Source organism: Streptomyces galbus (assembly GCF_005280195.1).
GTDB classification, from domain to species: domain Bacteria; phylum Actinomycetota; class Actinomycetes; order Streptomycetales; family Streptomycetaceae; genus Streptomyces; species Streptomyces galbus.
The window spans coordinates 38,064-53,022 of the sequence record NZ_SZPR01000015.1 but is presented as its reverse complement, the minus strand read 5'-3'; the positions used below and the strand labels follow the sequence as shown (position 1 = coordinate 53,022).

Genomic DNA, 14,959 nt, shown 5'->3' with positions numbered 1-14,959 from the left:
CATACGTCAATGGCTTTGAGGTATGTCATTGAAGGTTACTTCCGTCAGGCTGCGGCGGCGCCGGCCCTTCGGCTGGCGGCCCACACAGCAACCGTCGATGCCTTCCGGGCGGTGCGGCGGAAGCCGACCGCACCGTCCCCAGGCGCTAGATGGCCGCCGTGACCGTCTTGAAGCGGGCGACGGTCTCGGTGATGGCCTTCTCCGCGGGAAGGCGTTCCATGCTGGAAGCCCCGAGGAAGCCGTCGATGCCGTCGACGCGGCTCAGGACGTACTGCCAATCCTGCGGAGTGGCGATGGGGCCGCCGTGTGCCAGCACGATGAGGTGACGGCTGCCTGCCGCCCGGCGGGCGGCGTCCGCGATCTCCTGAATCCGGAACACGGCATCATCGAGAGGGAGAACAGCAGAGGCACCGACCGTACCCGAGCTGGTGAGACCCATGTGGGCGACGAGGATGTCGACTTCGGCATCTTTGACCATAGCTTCGGCCTCAGGAACTGTGAAGGCGTAGGGGGCGGTGACCAGGCCGAGGGCGTTGGCGTCGCGCATCATGGCCACCTCCTTGTCGTAACCCATACCGGTGCTTTCGAGATTTTCTCGGATGATGCCATCGAAAGCACCGACGGTGGGAAAGTTCTGCACACCAACGTAGCCTGCGGCCTGTACCTGCTTGAGGAAGGTGGGCATGCCGCGGAACGGGTCGGTACCATTGACCCCGGCGAACACCGGGATGCGGGAGACAACGGGGATCACTTCGCCGGCCATTTCCAGCACGATCGCGTTGGCGTCACCGTAGGCGAGCAGCCCCGCGAGCGAGCCACGGCCTGCCATGCGGTAGCGACCGGAGTTGTAGACGACGAGGAAATCAGCGCCGCCGTTCTCCGCAGTCTTGGCGGACAGGCCGGTTCCGGCTCCGGCACCGATGAGTGGGCGCCCCGCCTTGGTCTCCGCCTTGAACTGCTGGAGTATTTGATTCTTCGACATGACTGCTCCTTGAGTACGCGGGTGGGCTGTTACGCCGCCAACATGGCGATCAGTCGGTCAGCCATAGCCGTGCCGAACTTCTCGTCATTGATGTCGGTGTCGATCTCGACAATCGGGACGTCCGAGTTCAGGTTTTGCTTGAGTGCGGCGAAGAGGGCCGCGTCCGCCTCCGCGTCGTGGAACGGGCCGCCGGGGACCGCCATCGCCGAGATGCCCCGCAGGGGGAGGAAAACTTCCACCGGCCCTGTGGAGGTGTTGAGGCGCTCGGCGATGCGCTTGCCGAGTTCAGCGGATTCCTCGACCGTGGTGCGCATCAGCGTCATGGTCGTCGCGTGCGAGTAGAGCCGGCGGTCACGGAATTCAGGGGCGATGGTGTTCGGGCTTCCGAGGTTGACCATGTCCAGGGCACCGACGGAAACCACCTGCGGTATACCAGCAGCCGCGGCGGCTGTGAGGCGGCCGGGGCCCGCGGACATCACACCGCCGACGAGATCGTCGGCCAGTTCCGTGGTCGTAAGGTCCAGTACTCCCTTCAGGTAGCCGGTCCGCAACAACGTTTCGAGGGATTCGCCTCCGGACCCTGTGGCGTGGAAGACGAGGACCTCATAGCCGTTCTCCTCCAGTCGCCTGCGCGCGGCTTGGACTCCCTGGGTGGTCACTCCGAACATCGTCGCGCCCACGAGCGGTCGGTCGGCGGTATCGGGTTCCGCGTCGACGCCTGCCATGCCGACGATCGCGCCGGCCGCGTTACGCAGGATCCTTCGGGTGATGGGGTTGAGGCCGGCGATGTCCAGTACCGCATACATGGTGGTGAGATCGGTGCCACGCACATGGGGGCGCATGTCACCCGCGGCAATGGTGGACACCACGAGCTTGGGCACGCCGACAGGCAGTTCATTCATGGCGATGCCGGCAAGAGTCGTTCCACTGCCTCCGCCGAGCGTGATCACGGCGTCGAGCCTGCCTTCAGCGTGGAGGTCCTGGAGCACCGCGCCGGCCCCCTGCCCCATGGCGGCCACCGCATGTGAGCGGTTGCCCGCCGCGGCAAGGGCTTCGGGTGAGGTTCCTGCCCTGGCGGCAACCTCGTGACGAGAGATCTCGACCCCCTCGGGAGGCTCGCCGACGATACCCGCGTCGACGACGATGACGTCGCCTCCGCGTCGCCGTATCTCCTCGGCGAGGAAGAAGTGTTCCTCCGTCTTGGTGTCCAGGGTCCCCAGCACGACGACTGCAGCCATCAATTCCTCCTTGGCCCAGGCGAGCCACATCGAGCAGCGCCACCCTCTACATTCTCAGTGCGACAGAGGCAAACATAGCACACCTCTGTCTAATAGAATCAGTCAGCGATGGGCAGTCATGGTTGGCCGGCTTGCCCCGTCACGTGCAGCCGACCTGGCTCATCCGGTCGACGGCGGCACCCCCACCGAAGAGGGTGTGCGCGCACTCGGCTGCCGCCCCGTGGAGAAGCCGAGCGAGGGAGCACTCGCCCCAGTGGACCTCTGATCGCCTGGAAGTAGAGGGTGAATCCCAGGCCGAGCGCTCGCCGTCGGACGAGACCCGTGAGACGACGGCCCTGTCCTTCACCAATGTCACGTCATCGGGGGCACAGGCCCCGGTCGTACGCCCAGGCACTGAGGACATTCAGGCCGCGCCACACGGAGCATGACCACGCATGCCTGGGCCACCGCCCCGACTGGCACACTCCACGGAAGCGCCCGTCAGATACAGACATGCCGCCTGGCTGCGACGAGAGGGCCTACTCACCGGCGCACTCTGGCGCGCCGCATCCAGCCCAGAGGACCGGGCAGCACGGATGCTCGCGCTCGTCCTCGACGGACTGCGCACCCAACCGCGGTGCTAGGCAGCGTCTTGTCGCTCACGCCTGGAGCCAGATGAGTGTGCTGGCCAGGGTGATGGCGGCGAGGTAGCGGTCGGGCTGTTTGTCGTAGCGGGTGGCGATGCCACGCCACTGCCTGCGGCGGTTAAAGCAGCGCTCGACGACGTTGCGGCGGGGGTAGACGGCCCGGTCGAAGCCGCACGTTCACGGCGCCGGCGTCGGCCCGCGAGCTGGTCGACGCGTTCGGGAATGATCGCCTTGATGCCGCGTCTGCCCAGGCAGGCGCAGAAGGAACGGGCCGAGTAGCCCCTGTCGGCCACCACCCGCTCCGGCCGAACACGGGGCCGTTCCGGCCCGGCACCCGCCACCCGCCACCCGCCACCCGCCACCCGCCACCCGCCACCCGGATCTTGACGATGACCGTCTCGGCCTGGATGCAGTCGATACGGGTGCCGGCCGTGACCGTGAAGGACAGCGGCCGATCCCGCCCGTCACCGGCCAGGTGCATCTTGCCCTTCAGCCCGCCGCGGGAGCGTCCGAACCCGCGTTCCTCGAGCCCCCTTTGGCGGCGGCGCGTTGCTGGGCCCGCACGATCAGATCGGCGCGTCGCCGGTCAGCGAAGGCACCGCGCACGAACGCAGGACCATGAGCGAGTCTTCCATGGCCGCCACCACGGCAAACGAAAACCGGTCGAGCTCAAGACAGAGTGCGACGTCATCAGGATGAACTCCTTGACGCACCCCCTCCGCCAACTCGGCGGCGGCGCGCGACTCGGCGGCGCGGCGGAGGAACTCATCTGCATCCGTCCTCGCCTCGGTGGCTCTCCGAGCGATGTATTGAGCGCACGCCAGATCTTCATCGGCTTGCCCACCCTCGCCAGTGACCACGAACGTGACACTGTCGCACTCACGTAGCCGCAAGAGCCGGGCCGTTGCCTCCGCCACCACGAAGCTGGCGCACAGCACCAGCGACGCCTCCTTGACCGCAAGGGCGCCGACCGTCCCCGCCGTGGTCTTCTGCACAACGGTCCGTCCACCGAGGTCAACAGTCTGCAGCAGGCCCGGCGAATTGAGGGCGTCGAACCCGGACGCGGGCGGACCATCTTTGAGCGCCACCCAATCCGGGTGGCGATCCTTGAGCGCCAGGGCTTCGTCCAGCGACTCAGCAAGAACGATCTTTTGCGCCCCCTGGGCAAAGGCCCAGGCAGCCACGGTGAAAGCACGCATGACGTCGACTACGACCGCCACGGATGGGGCTTCGACCAGCTCTTCGATGCTAAAGAAACGAGCTTTCATTCCGATCATGATTGCTCACGCCCTACCCGAAGCAACCAAAAGGTGACCTGCATCACATCGGCGGTGCTGGACTGCAACGCCTCCGGCGGATCCACCGGCCTGCAACGGGCGGGGCCGACCGCCGCCCTTCACACTCACGCCCGGCACCCGCAACGACTGCACCCAGGCCGAAGCAGTCATCGACAAGATCCGCGTCATCCGGCCCGGACCGGGACGCCCCCGCGTCCGGCCGGAGCGGGTGGTGACCGACAAGGGCTACTCGGCCCGCACCTTCCGCGCCTACCTGCGCAGACGCGGCATCAAGGCCACCATCCCCGAACGCATCGACTAACTCGCAGGCCGACGCAGAGGCCGCGAACGGCCCTGCGGCTCGACCGGACCGCCTACCGCCGCCGCAACGTCGTCGAACGCTGCTTTCACCGCCTCAAGCAATGGCGCGACATCGCCATCCGCTATGACAAACAGCCCGACCGCTACCTCGCCGCCATCACCCTGGCCAGCACATCCATCTGGCTACAGACATGCCCGACAAGACGCTGCCCAGGGGCCGAGGGAGTCGTACACGGCATACGCTGCACGGCCCAGGAAGCCGGTGCGGTGGCTTCGGGCGGGCTCCTGCTCCGCCTTCATGCCCTGCGATCACTCCACAGAGTGACCGCATGACCATGTCAACCGCTAGAGGTCAGGCTCAGGTGATCCAGCTATTGCCGGCGCAGGCGGAAGCTGTCACCCACTGGCTGGCCATGATGTTTCTGTCCATGCTTGCACCGTTGGTGAAGGTATTGTCGCCCAGGTAGTCCGCGTACAGCTCGCCGGGTGCGAGGCAGCCGTAGGAGCCGTCGCCGCCGGGAAGGAAGTAGAAGGCGACGACGTCCCTGCCGCCGAAGAAGCCCGCGTTCATGACGGACCTGGCCCGGTTGCTCGCGTTGGTGAACGCGCCGACGCCGTCGCCCCAGTTGAGGTCGTTTCCGGTGGTTCCGCCGAGGTAGGTGCCGGTGCAGTCGGTCCAGTCCCAGGCGTGCATGCTTCCGTTGCGTCCGGGCCATTTGGCGTTGCAGTTGTCGCCTTGCGTGGAGGCGTGTGCGGGAGAAGGCGAGGTGAGCAGGCTGCACAGAACGAGACCGGCGGTCGCGATGAGTGCGCGTATTCGAGGCATGTTGTACTCCTTGCTGGTGACTACGGTTCAGGTTCGAGGGGATGCGAGTGCGGCAGCGCGTTGCAGCGCCCGGTGCTGGAATGCACGGCTGAGGTTCAGGGCCCGCCGGTAGGCGGAGGGCAGTTCTTTGATGTAGTGGTTCTCGCGTTCCTTGCCGATCGCTCTGAGCGAGGTATTTCGTGCGCAGGTGGCGTCGGCCACCGCGAGGTCGCGTTCCGCCCGGAACGCCCGGGCTGCGCCCATCTGCAATGACTGCTGTGCAGCGGCCTGTCGGGCAGCCCCTGGATTCGTGAAGGGATGGCCAGCCCGGTCCATGCACTGCGACCAGGCACTCAGCGCTGTGGTGAACTTTGTGTCGGCCATGATCTTGGGGACGTAGAGGGCCTGGAGGCTGCCTGCCACCTTGTCGGCGCGGAACCAGCCGCGTACATCCCCATACAGTTGCTTTTCCGACTCGGCCACACACCCCCCTTCCCGCTTCTTGACCGTCCCACCGCGGGGAAGCTCAGCCGTGATGACAGGGGCGTCGAGGCCGCCATCCATAGCCGCGTCGTACTTTCTGCGCTGGGCCGCGGAAAGGCTCGCGTGGTAGGCGATGTTGGGGTTGTGACGCCGCTGACGATCGTCCTTCGCGGTGATCTGACTGCCATATCCGTGTTTACGCGCCCAATCGACGTCGTCCGACACGTATCCCGCCGTGCGGCTCTCCTCAAGACTCTCGCGCTGCGCTTGCCAGTACGCGAAGCCGTTACGGTTCATGCACCTACGCAACAGAACCTGCTGAGCGTCCGAGATCTGCAGCAACTGTGCATCACTCAAAGGGCGCTCGTTGCGGGTGGCCACAAACGGTGCTGCCGACGACGGTGGCTGGTTGCCGCTGCAGCCAGCCAAAAGGACAGCCGCCGCAGCCGCCGCGGTTGTTGCGGCCGGTATCTGCCGCGTTCGTGCCTGCCTGTGGTTCACGTCAGCGTCGCCTTCGTCTCGCCACCGGCTCTCACTCGTAGCAGTTGCGCAGATAGGACCAGGTGATAAAGCCGCTCACGCCGGTACGGGCGTCCGTGCCGTGGGCGTAGGTACTGGTGCTGCCGGCGAGCTCGACCCAGTTGTCACCGGAATAGGCGAGCCCCAGCACCGTGGAGGAGGTGTTCGGCTGAGAGTGGATGCGAACACCATCGCCGCTGACGAAGCAGACCAAAGCCGCAGAGGACGGTGCGGACACCGCAGCCGTGGCGCTTGCCGGGAGCGCCAGGGCGGCTGTGAACACAGCGACGGCGACCGCCGTCATGCGGGCACGCCCGGGCCTCTCGCGGGCCGGACCAATCATGTGTGTCCCCCTTGTGTCGGCTTGTTCTGCAGGCCACAGCCTGAAACTCCTCGACTGGGGCTGGTCGACACGAATGATGACCGTCGGGGAGCGCGCGATACCAGCGTTTCAAACATGCTCGAAACGTGTTTGAACGCCGGTACTGCCGCGCCCGGGCTGCCGGGACTGCGAGTTCCAGCAGCCGATATCGGCCAGTGGTCAGGGCTCCGAGACCTGGGCGCCGACTGCGAGTATTCCGCTCAGGGCGGTGCCCGGATACTTGGTCGCTAGTGCGCGTAGTTCGGGCACGGATCCCGGCTCCCGGCGAGTCCGACGGCCTTACCGTCTCCGAGCTGGTCACGAACGCGATAGTGCACGCGCAAGGGGCTGACGTCACACTGACGATGCGGCTCAAGGACGACTGCACGGCCCCCTCCCCGCCCGCCACGGCGCCCGCCGGCCCTTCACCGACCTCATCACCGACATGGAGAACGCCCTCGACCTGACCCAGCACACACCCGGCACCCTCCCCCGCCACGCCACCTACCTCCACCAGCGCACCGCCGGCCGCATCGGAAGCCTCGCCCGCCTCATCCGCCAAGCCGCCATCACCACCATCTGCGACGGCACCGAACGCATCACCAAAAAATCACTCGAAGAATCATCCAGCTCGACCAGCTCGCCGAAGAAGCAAGGCGCCCCCCAACTCGCCAACCGGCCAGAACGGCATGATGCCGACATGAAGACGACCACCCAGACGCCGGGCGACGAGTTCGCCGCCCTCTGCCGGCAGGCCTGGGACACCCTGATCCCCGCCCGCGCCGGCTACCTCGCCGACGTCTCACCCCACTACGACGACGTCCTCCACGACGTCGCGCAGCGCACCGAGCACACCGGCAGTCTCGGCAAGGCGGACATCGCAGCCCTCGTCGTCCGGAAACGGCTTTCCGCACAAACCCGCTGGGTGACAGCCCTCATGTCTCTGCCCGACACCCACGTACGAGTGGTCACCGAGCGGGCCGTCACCGCCGTCCGCGACACCACCCTCACCCGCAGCGAAGCCGCCCGCACCGGACGCGGCATCATCGCCGAACTGCCCGGCTTCCGCACCGGCGACGCCCTCGCCTCAGCCATCCTGACCGCAGCAGCACCCAAGTGCATGGCCGTCTACGACCGCCGCGTCCAACACGCCCTCGACACCCTCCGCCTCCCCCTCACCCCCACACTGGGACGCTACGGCCGCTACCTCCAACTCCTCGACGACCTCCTCCACCTACGGCCCAGCGCACGCTGATGACTGGACCGCACGCGACATCGACACTGCCCTGTACTGGACCGGCAGACCAGACCCGGCACCAAGTCGCTGACCAGTACAACTCGCACCGATCCTTTAGATGCCGGAAGCTCTCGGCACGGCAGGGGCCGCTCTGCTGGGTGGGTCGGTTCAGTACGGGCCGGGCTGGTCATCGGTGTCCGTGAGCAGGGGTGCTTATTGGTAGTGCCCGCGATAGGTGGCTCGGTTGATGATGTCGCGGGCCAGTTCATGGTGTTTAAGTAGGCAACTGCTCGGCGTTGCGGGAGGCGATGGACGGTGGGTAGGTGACCGCGGCCCGTCGCCAGGTGGCCTGAGTCGGATCTTCCACAGCCTGCGGAACGGCTTCAGAGTTCGATGACGACCTTGCCCAGATGGGCACCCGAGCCGAAGTACTCCAGCGCGTCGTTGAGGTCGTCGAGCCTGAAGGTCCGGTCGATGACCGGGCGCAGGGTCGCCTCATCAAGCGCTCGGACCATGTCACGCTGCTGGCGCTGTCCGCCCACGACCAAGCCGTGGACACGCACCTGCTTCATGTTCAGTTCGCCTGTCGGGATCTCCCCCAAGGTGCCGGTCAGCACACCGATGAGAGAGACCAGGCCACCGATCCGAGCTGCGCGGATGGACTGGGGAAGCGTCGCGGGCCCGCCGACTTCGAGAACGAGGTCGACACCGCCGTTCGTCAACCGCTGCACATGATCGCCCCACTGCGGCTCAGTCCGGTAGTTGACCAGATGGTCGGCTCCCAGTTGCCGGACGCGCTCCAGCTTCGCGTCCGACGACGATGTCACGATGGTGGTGGCTCCTGCCAGTTTGGCGAACTGCAAGGCGAAGACAGCGACTCCGCCCGTACCGAGAATGAGCACTTTGTCACCGGGCTTGATACCGCCGTCTGAGAAGAGCGCGCGCCAAGCGGTCAGGCCGGCAACGGTCAGTGTGGCGGCTTCGGCGTGCGTGTAACCCTTGGGCGCGCGCTCGAACTGGGTGGCGGGGGCGACCGCGATCTCCCGGGCATAGCCGGGCAGCCCCATGCCGGGGGTGGCGTGGAAGTTGTCGGTCGTCGGCCCCCCTTCCAGCCACTGAGGGAAGAAGCGCCCGAACACGGTGTCTCCTACGGCAAGATCGGTGACTCCCTCTCCCACCTCTTCCACGACACCGGCGCCGTCCGCAAGAGGGATGTGACCCGCAAGCGTGTTGGGGTTGCGGATGACCAGGACGTCGTTGTAGTTGATCGTGGTGGCGTGTATGCGCACGCGTACCTCCCCCGGCCCCGGCTTTCCGGGGTCCGGCAGCTCGACGATGCTGAAGGGGGCCGGGGTTCCCGGCTTGTTGATGGCAACAGCCTTCACTTAAGAGCTCCTATCGGAACGGAACATCAGAGATGTCTCGGCGTGGGGTGAATGGAGTCCGGCGATCCGGACGTATACAGCCACAACGACGCTCTGACGTGCGCCGGAGGCACTTGAATCACACCGTCCTCGCGGGACAATGATTCCGGCGTTCGCCGTCGCTGCGGGTGGATGGCATGGACCTTGCGGACCAGTAGGTAGTCAGCCGGCGAGGATGCGCCGAACTCCGTCCGCCAACGCCTCGGTCGGGTGGCCGATAAGGCGACTCAGCGAGCCGTCGGTGTGCGCCAGCGCTCCCTGGGAGATGTTCTCCTCGATGCCCGAGATCGCCTCGATCTCGCCTTGTCCGGCGCCTGCCGCAGCCAGACGTCCTCGACGTTCCGCGGGTTCGATGTCCCGGTACGTCACGGCGTAACCCGTGACGTCGGCGACGGTGGACGCGAGCTGGGCGTACGTCCATGAGACATCGCCGGCGAGTTCATACGTCTTGTTGCGGTGTCCGTCCTGTACCAGGGCAACCGCGGCGGCCTCGGCGTAGTCCTGGCGCGCGGCGGAGGCCAGTGCCCCGTCACCTGCATTGCCAACAATGAGACCCGTGCGTACGGCTTCGCGGATCGCGGGCGCGTAGTTCTCGTGGTACCAGTTGTTGCGCAGAAAGGTGTAATCGACACCGGACTGCTGGATGACCTGCTCGCTGCCGATGTGCTCGGGGGCGAAGACGAGGTCGCTGGTGTCCACTCGAGGGGCGCTCGTGTAGACGATATGGCTGACACCCGCGCCGACGGCGGCTTCGACAGCGGCTGTGTGCTGCGTGATCCTCCGTCCGAACTCGGTACCGGACACCAGCAGGAGTTGGTCCGCCCCGGCGAAGGCGCTGTCGAGGGAACCGGGATCGTTGTAGTCGGCGTATCGGACCTCGACGTCAAGGTCGGTGGCGGCTTCAGGTCGGCGAACCGCAGCAATGACGCGCTCCCTGGGAGCTATCTTCCGCACATGGGTGATGGCCTGCCTGGCCAGATGGCCGTTTCCGCCGGTGATGACGATCATGTTCTTCTCCTCGGACGAGCAGGAATCAAGAAGGTTGCGGGCTCCCCGGGTCAGGCCCCGGCTACTACCCTGAGCCACAGGTCGACATAAGTCAAACGCGTAAGCCTATGTTGGTTAACGTACACCCACCCTGAGAGACGACTGCGGCTCTGACGCGCCTCAGTGCCAACTGGACGCAACCAGTGAGATAGACAACCTACTTACGGCTATGTTTCCACCGGCTCATGACCTAGCGTGAGTTCATGACAATGGACGCAAATGCTCGACAAGGCGTGCGCCCTGCACCTGGCGGCTTGAGCTTCGTCCAGGCCTTCCTGAACACCGAAGGCGGCGGACGTTCGGACCTCCTTGCAGACGCGGCAACAGCCAACACCTGGTACGCCTTCGCATACGCGGCAGTCATCGGCGAACAGTCGGTCGTGGGTGCCGACACACCGACACCCGCGGTACTGTCCCATCACGACGCTCGTCGACTGTCGGTCTTGCGTTCCCGGATCAAGTCGGCCCGAAAGCACCCCAGCGGCGACCGCGGACCGCAATGCACCGAGGCCACCATCCCCGCAGCAACAGTGACGCTGCGACAGTCCGGCGAACTGGCCGTATCCGTAACGCCTTGCGGCACCGGATGCAGCCAGGTTGAGTCACTTCTGGCATTCGAGTGTCTCGTTGCCCAGCTCTCCGACGAGTGGCGCCGCTTGAAGGTTTGCCGTGACGCCGGATGCAGAGTGGCCTTCTACGACCGCTCTCGCAACAGCAGCCGCGTCTGGCATGACGTCCGCACCTGCGGCAACGCAGCCAATCTGCGAGCCTCTCGCGCCCGGCACCGTAAGGACACTGGCACGGCCCACTGCCAGTCGACCTGACTCGAGACGCCGGACGATCCGGCCACACCCCCACAGGGCAGGGCATACTGCGTAACCAGCTTGCGACAGACCCTAAAGCGTGTAGGCTCTTTCCCATACTCGCATCCGACTGGCCCACGTACCGTCCTGGGCACGACCAAGAGGAAGCCATCATGAAGCTCGAAGAGCGTTTCACCATCCAGATCAAGGTCGGCGAGGTAGCCGATGTCGGCGTGGGCCCCGCTGGTCTGCGTCGATTCGTCCAAGCCGCCTCCGGAACGATCAAGGGGGCAGGTCTGGACGCGGCGCTGCTGTCGGGCGGCGGCGACTGGCTCGTCGCCGGCCCCGACGGGCACGCCCGGGCAGACATCCGCTACACCGCTGTCACAGCAGACGGTGCGCACCTGTACATCCAGGGTAGCGGCTTGATCGAACTCAACGAGGCCACACAGGCGGCGATCGGCGCAGGCCAGCCGTCCGACTTCGGAGATCATTACTTGCGGATCGTCTTCTCCATCGAGACAGGTGACTCCCGGTACGCATGGCTGAACACCACGGTTTTCGTCAGCGAGGGCCGCTTCCGAGAGGGCGGCGCCATCGAGTACGTGGTCTCATCCGTCAACTAGTGCGAACTAACTTGAGGCAGTCTCCTACCACGATCGGGCATGTTCCGGTCACCAAGAGTGAAAGCGAGATGATCGTGAGCCGTTCCGATGTACTGGTGTCGGCCGACTGGGCCCAGGGGCACCTGTCAGCGGAAGGGGTGGTCCTCGTGGAAGTGGACGAGGACACTTCGGCCTACGAGGTAGGCCACATCCAGGGCGCAGTGAAGCTCAACTGGAAGACGGAACTGCAGGATGCCGTCAGACGCGACTTCGTCAGCCGAGAGCAATTCGAACAGCTTCTGTCCCGCAAGGGCATCAGCAACGACGACACGGTGGTGCTCTACGGCGGCAACAACAACTGGTTCGCGGCGTATGCCTACTGGTATTTCAAGCTGTACGGGCATGACCGGGTAGTGCTGCTCGACGGCGGGCGCAAGAAGTGGGAGCTGGACGGCCGTGAACTCACCAAGGACGTGCCCTACCGCCCTGCGACCACGTACACCGCCAGTGAGCAGGACCTTTCCATTCGTGCGTTCCGGGACGAAGTCCTGTCGTCCATCGGGCAGGTAAATTTTCTCGACATCCGTGCCCCCGAGGAGTTCGCCGGCCGGCTCCTCGCGCCAGCTCACCTTCCGCAGGAGCAGGCGCAGCGGCCGGGCCACATCCCCGGCGCAGTCAACGTGCCATGGTCGCGTACGACCAACGAAGACGGCACGTTCAAGTCTGACCAAGAGATCGCCCGCATCTACGAGGAAGCAGGCATAGATTTCGAACGCGACACCATCGCCTACTGTCGGATCGGTGAGCGCTCCAGCCATAGCTGGTTCGCCATCCATGAACTGCTCGGCTACAGCAACATCAAGAATTTCGACGGTTCATGGACCGAGTACGGCTCCATGGTCGGCGTTCCCATCGAGTTGGGTCCCTGAGCTCACCGTCGCCGCCCGCCATGGGCACACGCCGCCGACAGCGTCCTGGATCGGATCCCGGGCGGTGTCGGCGCCGTGACGCGTACAGTCCGGTGCTTACTGGTGCACCCTGGGCTATTTCGCCGCAAATCGTTTGACTGGCTGCAAGAGCGTCACGTACGAATCCATGACAGGCGGCCGCGATCTGATCAGTGATTCCGGATCTCAGCCGGATTCGACCCATTGGACCTTTTCCAGCGCTGGGCCGACGCCGCGCCCGGCCCCGACCGGGCGGCGTCCACAGACGGACACCCTCGACCCCATTGGAGACCCTTGCTGATCAACGCATCCGATGGCAACGACCGGCTGAGCGACGAGGAGGTCCGGCCATCGCGGCTGCCGAGACAGTCGTCGTCCACGGCATCGCAGTTCGCCGCGCGCAACCACCAGCGCAGAGCACTTGATGTCCGACCTGCCACATCATGGCGTCCCCGACGCAGCCCTGCGGCGTGCAACGCAAGCGAGCGCATCGCTCAACAGCGAGTCCGCCTGACTGTCCATGTGATGACACCATCAGTTGTGGAATGTCCTAGAGTAAAGCGCATGCAGCAGTCGACACCCCAGCCTTCAAGTCGCTTCGAGCGTCGCCGGATGCAGTCCCGGCAGGCCTTGATCTCGGCGGCCCGCCAGATTCTGGCCGAGACAGGCGACACCTCGGCCAGCATCCAACAGATCGCCGAGCGCGCAGATGTCGGCTTCGGCACTTTTTACAACCATTTCGACACCAAGGCGAACCTCTTCGACGTTGCCGTCGCCGACGCGCTCGAGGAGTATGGGCAGCTCCTCGACAAGATCACCGAGCACATCGATGACGTCGCGGAGAGATTTGCCACCTCCGTGCGCCTGACCCTGGCCATGGCGGCAACGCATCCGGAGATCACCCAGATCATCCGCTTGCGGGGAATGTCGCACATTTTCTCGCAAACTGGCCTCGGCCCCCGCGCCCTGCGAGATCTTGAGGTTGGCAGGCAGTCGCGGCGCTTCGTGATCGATGACGCTGAAATTGCGCTGAGTGCTGTGGGGGGTTCGATCATCGGACTCTTGCAACTCAGCGCCAGCAGCGACATCGACAGCTCAGCCGGCGAGCAGACGGCCGAGCTGGTGCTGCGCATGCTCGGGTTGCCTCTCGAGGAAGCCCATGACATCGCCAATCGCCCCCTCCCCCAGCTTTCCTGACCCTCGAAGACGACGAGACCAGACGTGAGGCCGGGCATGCCGCGAGCGCGCCGGGCCTCACCCATTTACGATCAAATGCGGGAACTAGGGTCCGTCTTCGAAGAGATCTCGCCCACAGCAGGAGTGACGCGAGACTGACCGCTGGTTCATAGGAAGGGGCGGTCTTGTCGTGTCTGGTGGCGATGCCCCGAAGCCTTCGCAGCATCAACGATCGCCCCCCGAATCACCGTTGCAGACGGCGAGCTTTGTAGGCCATTGTCCGGACGCGGTCTAACCCCAGCCTGATGCAGCTAGATTGGTGCCGGGATCGACGTAATGGTAGGCCGCCGGAACCCCCTGCTGCAGGGAGCCAGGGAGCGAATGATCCAAGTCCAGTTCACACTGCCCGAACCTGGTACTCCTTTGCTGCGCCAGTTCGTGCTCAACTGCCGTTCGAAGGTGCTCATCGACGGTCGATGGGTCCGAACTCTGCCTGCGCCTCGGCCTCGTGCTTGAGGTTGTTGACCCAGTTGTGGAGGGAGTTGTCGAGGGCGGACTGCAGGGCGGCCTGGTTGGCTTCGACGGGGGCGCCGGTCCAGGACTCCTTGGTGTGGACGAGGACGCCGTGGGTGGTGGGGGTGAACGTCCACACGTGGACGGCGGTGATGCCCTGGGCGGGGCCGCCCCAGGCCAGGCGCTTGCGGGGGTCGACCTGACGGACGGTAGAGGTGATGTCGAGGCCCTCGGTGGTCCAGCGGAAGACGGAGCCGGGGCGCAGGTGTCCGGGGGTGTCCTTGACGACAGAGACGACGTTGGGCTGCCAGGCGGGCCAGTTCTCGACGTCGGTCTGGATCTTCCAGATGGTGTGCAGGGGGGCGTGGATGAGGATGTTCTCGCGGGTGATGACGGGGGCGGTGGGGTTGATCTCCACGTCGCCGGTGTGGGCGATCAGGGCCTGGGTGGGGACGGCCGGCTTGTCGTTCTCGAGGGCGTAGGCGGTGCCGGTGGCGAGGAGGAGGGCGCCGGTGGTGGCGGCGAGGAATTTGGTGGCGGTCAGGATGCGCATGGTCAGGTCCTTACGCGTCGGTGGGTCGGTGGGGGGCTGCCT

14 protein-coding genes and 2 pseudogenes are annotated in these 14,959 nt (G+C 65.5%); 7 read left to right on the top strand and 9 right to left on the bottom strand.

All coding sequences use genetic code 11. The features are described 5' to 3' along the window. Window positions 1-145 precede the first annotated feature (145 nt). The 3 genes from E4U92_RS18570 to E4U92_RS18550 all read right to left on the bottom strand — a co-directional run bounded on the left by E4U92_RS18570 (window position 146) and on the right by E4U92_RS18550 (window position 4,114). Window positions 146-982, bottom strand: a complete 837-nt coding sequence (locus E4U92_RS18570) for a phosphoenolpyruvate hydrolase family protein (RefSeq protein ID WP_137301558.1) — start codon at window positions 980-982, stop codon at window positions 146-148. 29 nt (window positions 983-1,011) lie between these two features. After that, window positions 1,012-2,220: a Tm-1-like ATP-binding domain-containing protein gene (locus E4U92_RS18565; protein ID WP_137301557.1), complete on the bottom strand. Its 1,209-nt coding sequence runs from the start codon at window positions 2,218-2,220 to the stop codon at window positions 1,012-1,014. A 1,192-nt stretch (window positions 2,221-3,412) separates the two neighbouring features. Then, window positions 3,413-4,114, bottom strand: coding sequence for a 2-phosphosulfolactate phosphatase (locus E4U92_RS18550; RefSeq protein WP_308433312.1), 702 nt, complete (start codon window positions 4,112-4,114; stop codon window positions 3,413-3,415). Window positions 4,115-4,211: 97 nt separating this feature from the next. On the opposite strand from E4U92_RS18550, the pseudogene E4U92_RS18545 reads away from it, so the two are divergent. Beyond that, window positions 4,212-4,630: pseudogene (locus tag E4U92_RS18545) on the top strand (IS5 family transposase); the annotation flags it as partial. A 172-nt stretch (window positions 4,631-4,802) separates the two neighbouring features. Here E4U92_RS18545 and E4U92_RS18540 read toward each other — a convergent pair. The 3 genes from E4U92_RS18540 to E4U92_RS18530 are packed head-to-tail and all read right to left on the bottom strand — an operon-like array spanning window position 4,803 to window position 6,555. Then, window positions 4,803-5,270, bottom strand: a complete 468-nt coding sequence (locus tag E4U92_RS18540) for a hypothetical protein (protein WP_137301554.1) — start codon at window positions 5,268-5,270, stop codon at window positions 4,803-4,805. Window positions 5,271-5,297: 27 nt separating this feature from the next. Next, a complete protein-coding gene (locus tag E4U92_RS18535) occupies window positions 5,298-6,233 on the bottom strand; it encodes a hypothetical protein (RefSeq protein WP_137301553.1) in 936 nt (311 codons plus the stop codon). A 31-nt stretch (window positions 6,234-6,264) separates the two neighbouring features. Then, window positions 6,265-6,555 (bottom strand): hypothetical protein, encoded by a 291-nt coding sequence (locus tag E4U92_RS18530; protein WP_137301552.1) that lies wholly within the window; start codon window positions 6,553-6,555, stop codon window positions 6,265-6,267. Window positions 6,556-7,000: 445 nt separating this feature from the next. Between E4U92_RS18530 and E4U92_RS18525 the strand changes: the two are divergent. Both E4U92_RS18525 and E4U92_RS18520 read left to right on the top strand, forming a co-directional pair. Further along, window positions 7,001-7,305, top strand: a pseudogene (locus E4U92_RS18525) (TniB family NTP-binding protein); the annotation flags it as partial. Between the two features lie 7 nt (window positions 7,306-7,312). Further along, a complete protein-coding gene (locus E4U92_RS18520; RefSeq protein ID WP_229862940.1) occupies window positions 7,313-7,867 on the top strand; it encodes a hypothetical protein in 555 nt (184 codons plus the stop codon). 365 nt (window positions 7,868-8,232) lie between these two features. Here E4U92_RS18520 and E4U92_RS18515 read toward each other — a convergent pair whose 3' ends face one another. Together E4U92_RS18515 and E4U92_RS18510 are read right to left on the bottom strand one after the other, a co-directional pair. Continuing rightward, window positions 8,233-9,234 carry a zinc-dependent alcohol dehydrogenase family protein gene (locus E4U92_RS18515; RefSeq protein WP_137301551.1) on the bottom strand — a complete coding sequence of 334 codons (1,002 nt, stop codon included), beginning with the start codon at window positions 9,232-9,234 and terminating at the stop codon, window positions 8,233-8,235. A 201-nt stretch (window positions 9,235-9,435) separates the two neighbouring features. Further along, the gene (locus tag E4U92_RS18510) at window positions 9,436-10,281 is read right to left on the bottom strand and encodes an NAD(P)H-binding protein (protein WP_137301550.1); all 846 of its coding nucleotides are present in this window, start codon (window positions 10,279-10,281) and stop codon (window positions 9,436-9,438) included. Window positions 10,282-10,523: 242 nt separating this feature from the next. On the opposite strand from E4U92_RS18510, the gene E4U92_RS18505 reads away from it, so the two are divergent. The 4 genes from E4U92_RS18505 to E4U92_RS18490 all read left to right on the top strand — a co-directional run bounded on the left by E4U92_RS18505 (window position 10,524) and on the right by E4U92_RS18490 (window position 13,872). Continuing rightward, on the top strand, window positions 10,524-11,144 hold the full coding sequence (locus tag E4U92_RS18505; RefSeq protein ID WP_137301549.1) for a CGNR zinc finger domain-containing protein: 621 nt from the start codon (window positions 10,524-10,526) through the stop codon (window positions 11,142-11,144). A gap of 152 nt (window positions 11,145-11,296) precedes the next feature. Next, entirely contained in the window at window positions 11,297-11,749 is a 453-nt protein-coding gene (locus E4U92_RS18500; protein ID WP_137301548.1) for a DUF3237 domain-containing protein, read from the top strand. 74 nt (window positions 11,750-11,823) lie between these two features. After that, complete coding sequence (locus E4U92_RS18495) at window positions 11,824-12,657, top strand: sulfurtransferase (RefSeq protein ID WP_137301547.1); 834 nt, start codon at window positions 11,824-11,826, stop codon at window positions 12,655-12,657. A 582-nt stretch (window positions 12,658-13,239) separates the two neighbouring features. Then, a complete protein-coding gene (locus E4U92_RS18490; protein WP_137301546.1) occupies window positions 13,240-13,872 on the top strand; it encodes a TetR/AcrR family transcriptional regulator in 633 nt (210 codons plus the stop codon). A 442-nt stretch (window positions 13,873-14,314) separates the two neighbouring features. Here the strand turns inward: E4U92_RS18490 and E4U92_RS18485 are convergent, their stop codons facing one another. Then, on the bottom strand, window positions 14,315-14,917 hold the full coding sequence (locus E4U92_RS18485; RefSeq protein WP_137301545.1) for an SRPBCC family protein: 603 nt from the start codon (window positions 14,915-14,917) through the stop codon (window positions 14,315-14,317). Window positions 14,918-14,959 lie beyond the last annotated feature (42 nt).

Coding starts and splice junctions, on each gene's coding strand:
- E4U92_RS18570 (WP_137301558.1), bottom strand. CDS start 982: ATGTCGAAGAATCAAATACTCCAGCAGTTCAAGGCGGAGACCAAGGCG.
- E4U92_RS18565 (WP_137301557.1), bottom strand. CDS start 2,220: ATGGCTGCAGTCGTCGTGCTGGGGACCCTGGACACCAAGACGGAGGAA.
- E4U92_RS18550 (WP_308433312.1), bottom strand. CDS start 4,114: ATGAAAGCTCGTTTCTTTAGCATCGAAGAGCTGGTCGAAGCCCCATCC.
- E4U92_RS18540 (WP_137301554.1), bottom strand. CDS start 5,270: ATGCCTCGAATACGCGCACTCATCGCGACCGCCGGTCTCGTTCTGTGC.
- E4U92_RS18530 (WP_137301552.1), bottom strand. CDS start 6,555: ATGACGGCGGTCGCCGTCGCTGTGTTCACAGCCGCCCTGGCGCTCCCG.
- E4U92_RS18520 (WP_229862940.1), top strand. CDS start 7,313: ATGAAGACGACCACCCAGACGCCGGGCGACGAGTTCGCCGCCCTCTGC.
- E4U92_RS18510 (WP_137301550.1), bottom strand. CDS start 10,281: ATGATCGTCATCACCGGCGGAAACGGCCATCTGGCCAGGCAGGCCATC.
- E4U92_RS18505 (WP_137301549.1), top strand. CDS start 10,524: ATGACAATGGACGCAAATGCTCGACAAGGCGTGCGCCCTGCACCTGGC.
- E4U92_RS18500 (WP_137301548.1), top strand. CDS start 11,297: ATGAAGCTCGAAGAGCGTTTCACCATCCAGATCAAGGTCGGCGAGGTA.
- E4U92_RS18490 (WP_137301546.1), top strand. CDS start 13,240: ATGCAGCAGTCGACACCCCAGCCTTCAAGTCGCTTCGAGCGTCGCCGG.
- E4U92_RS18485 (WP_137301545.1), bottom strand. CDS start 14,917: ATGCGCATCCTGACCGCCACCAAATTCCTCGCCGCCACCACCGGCGCC.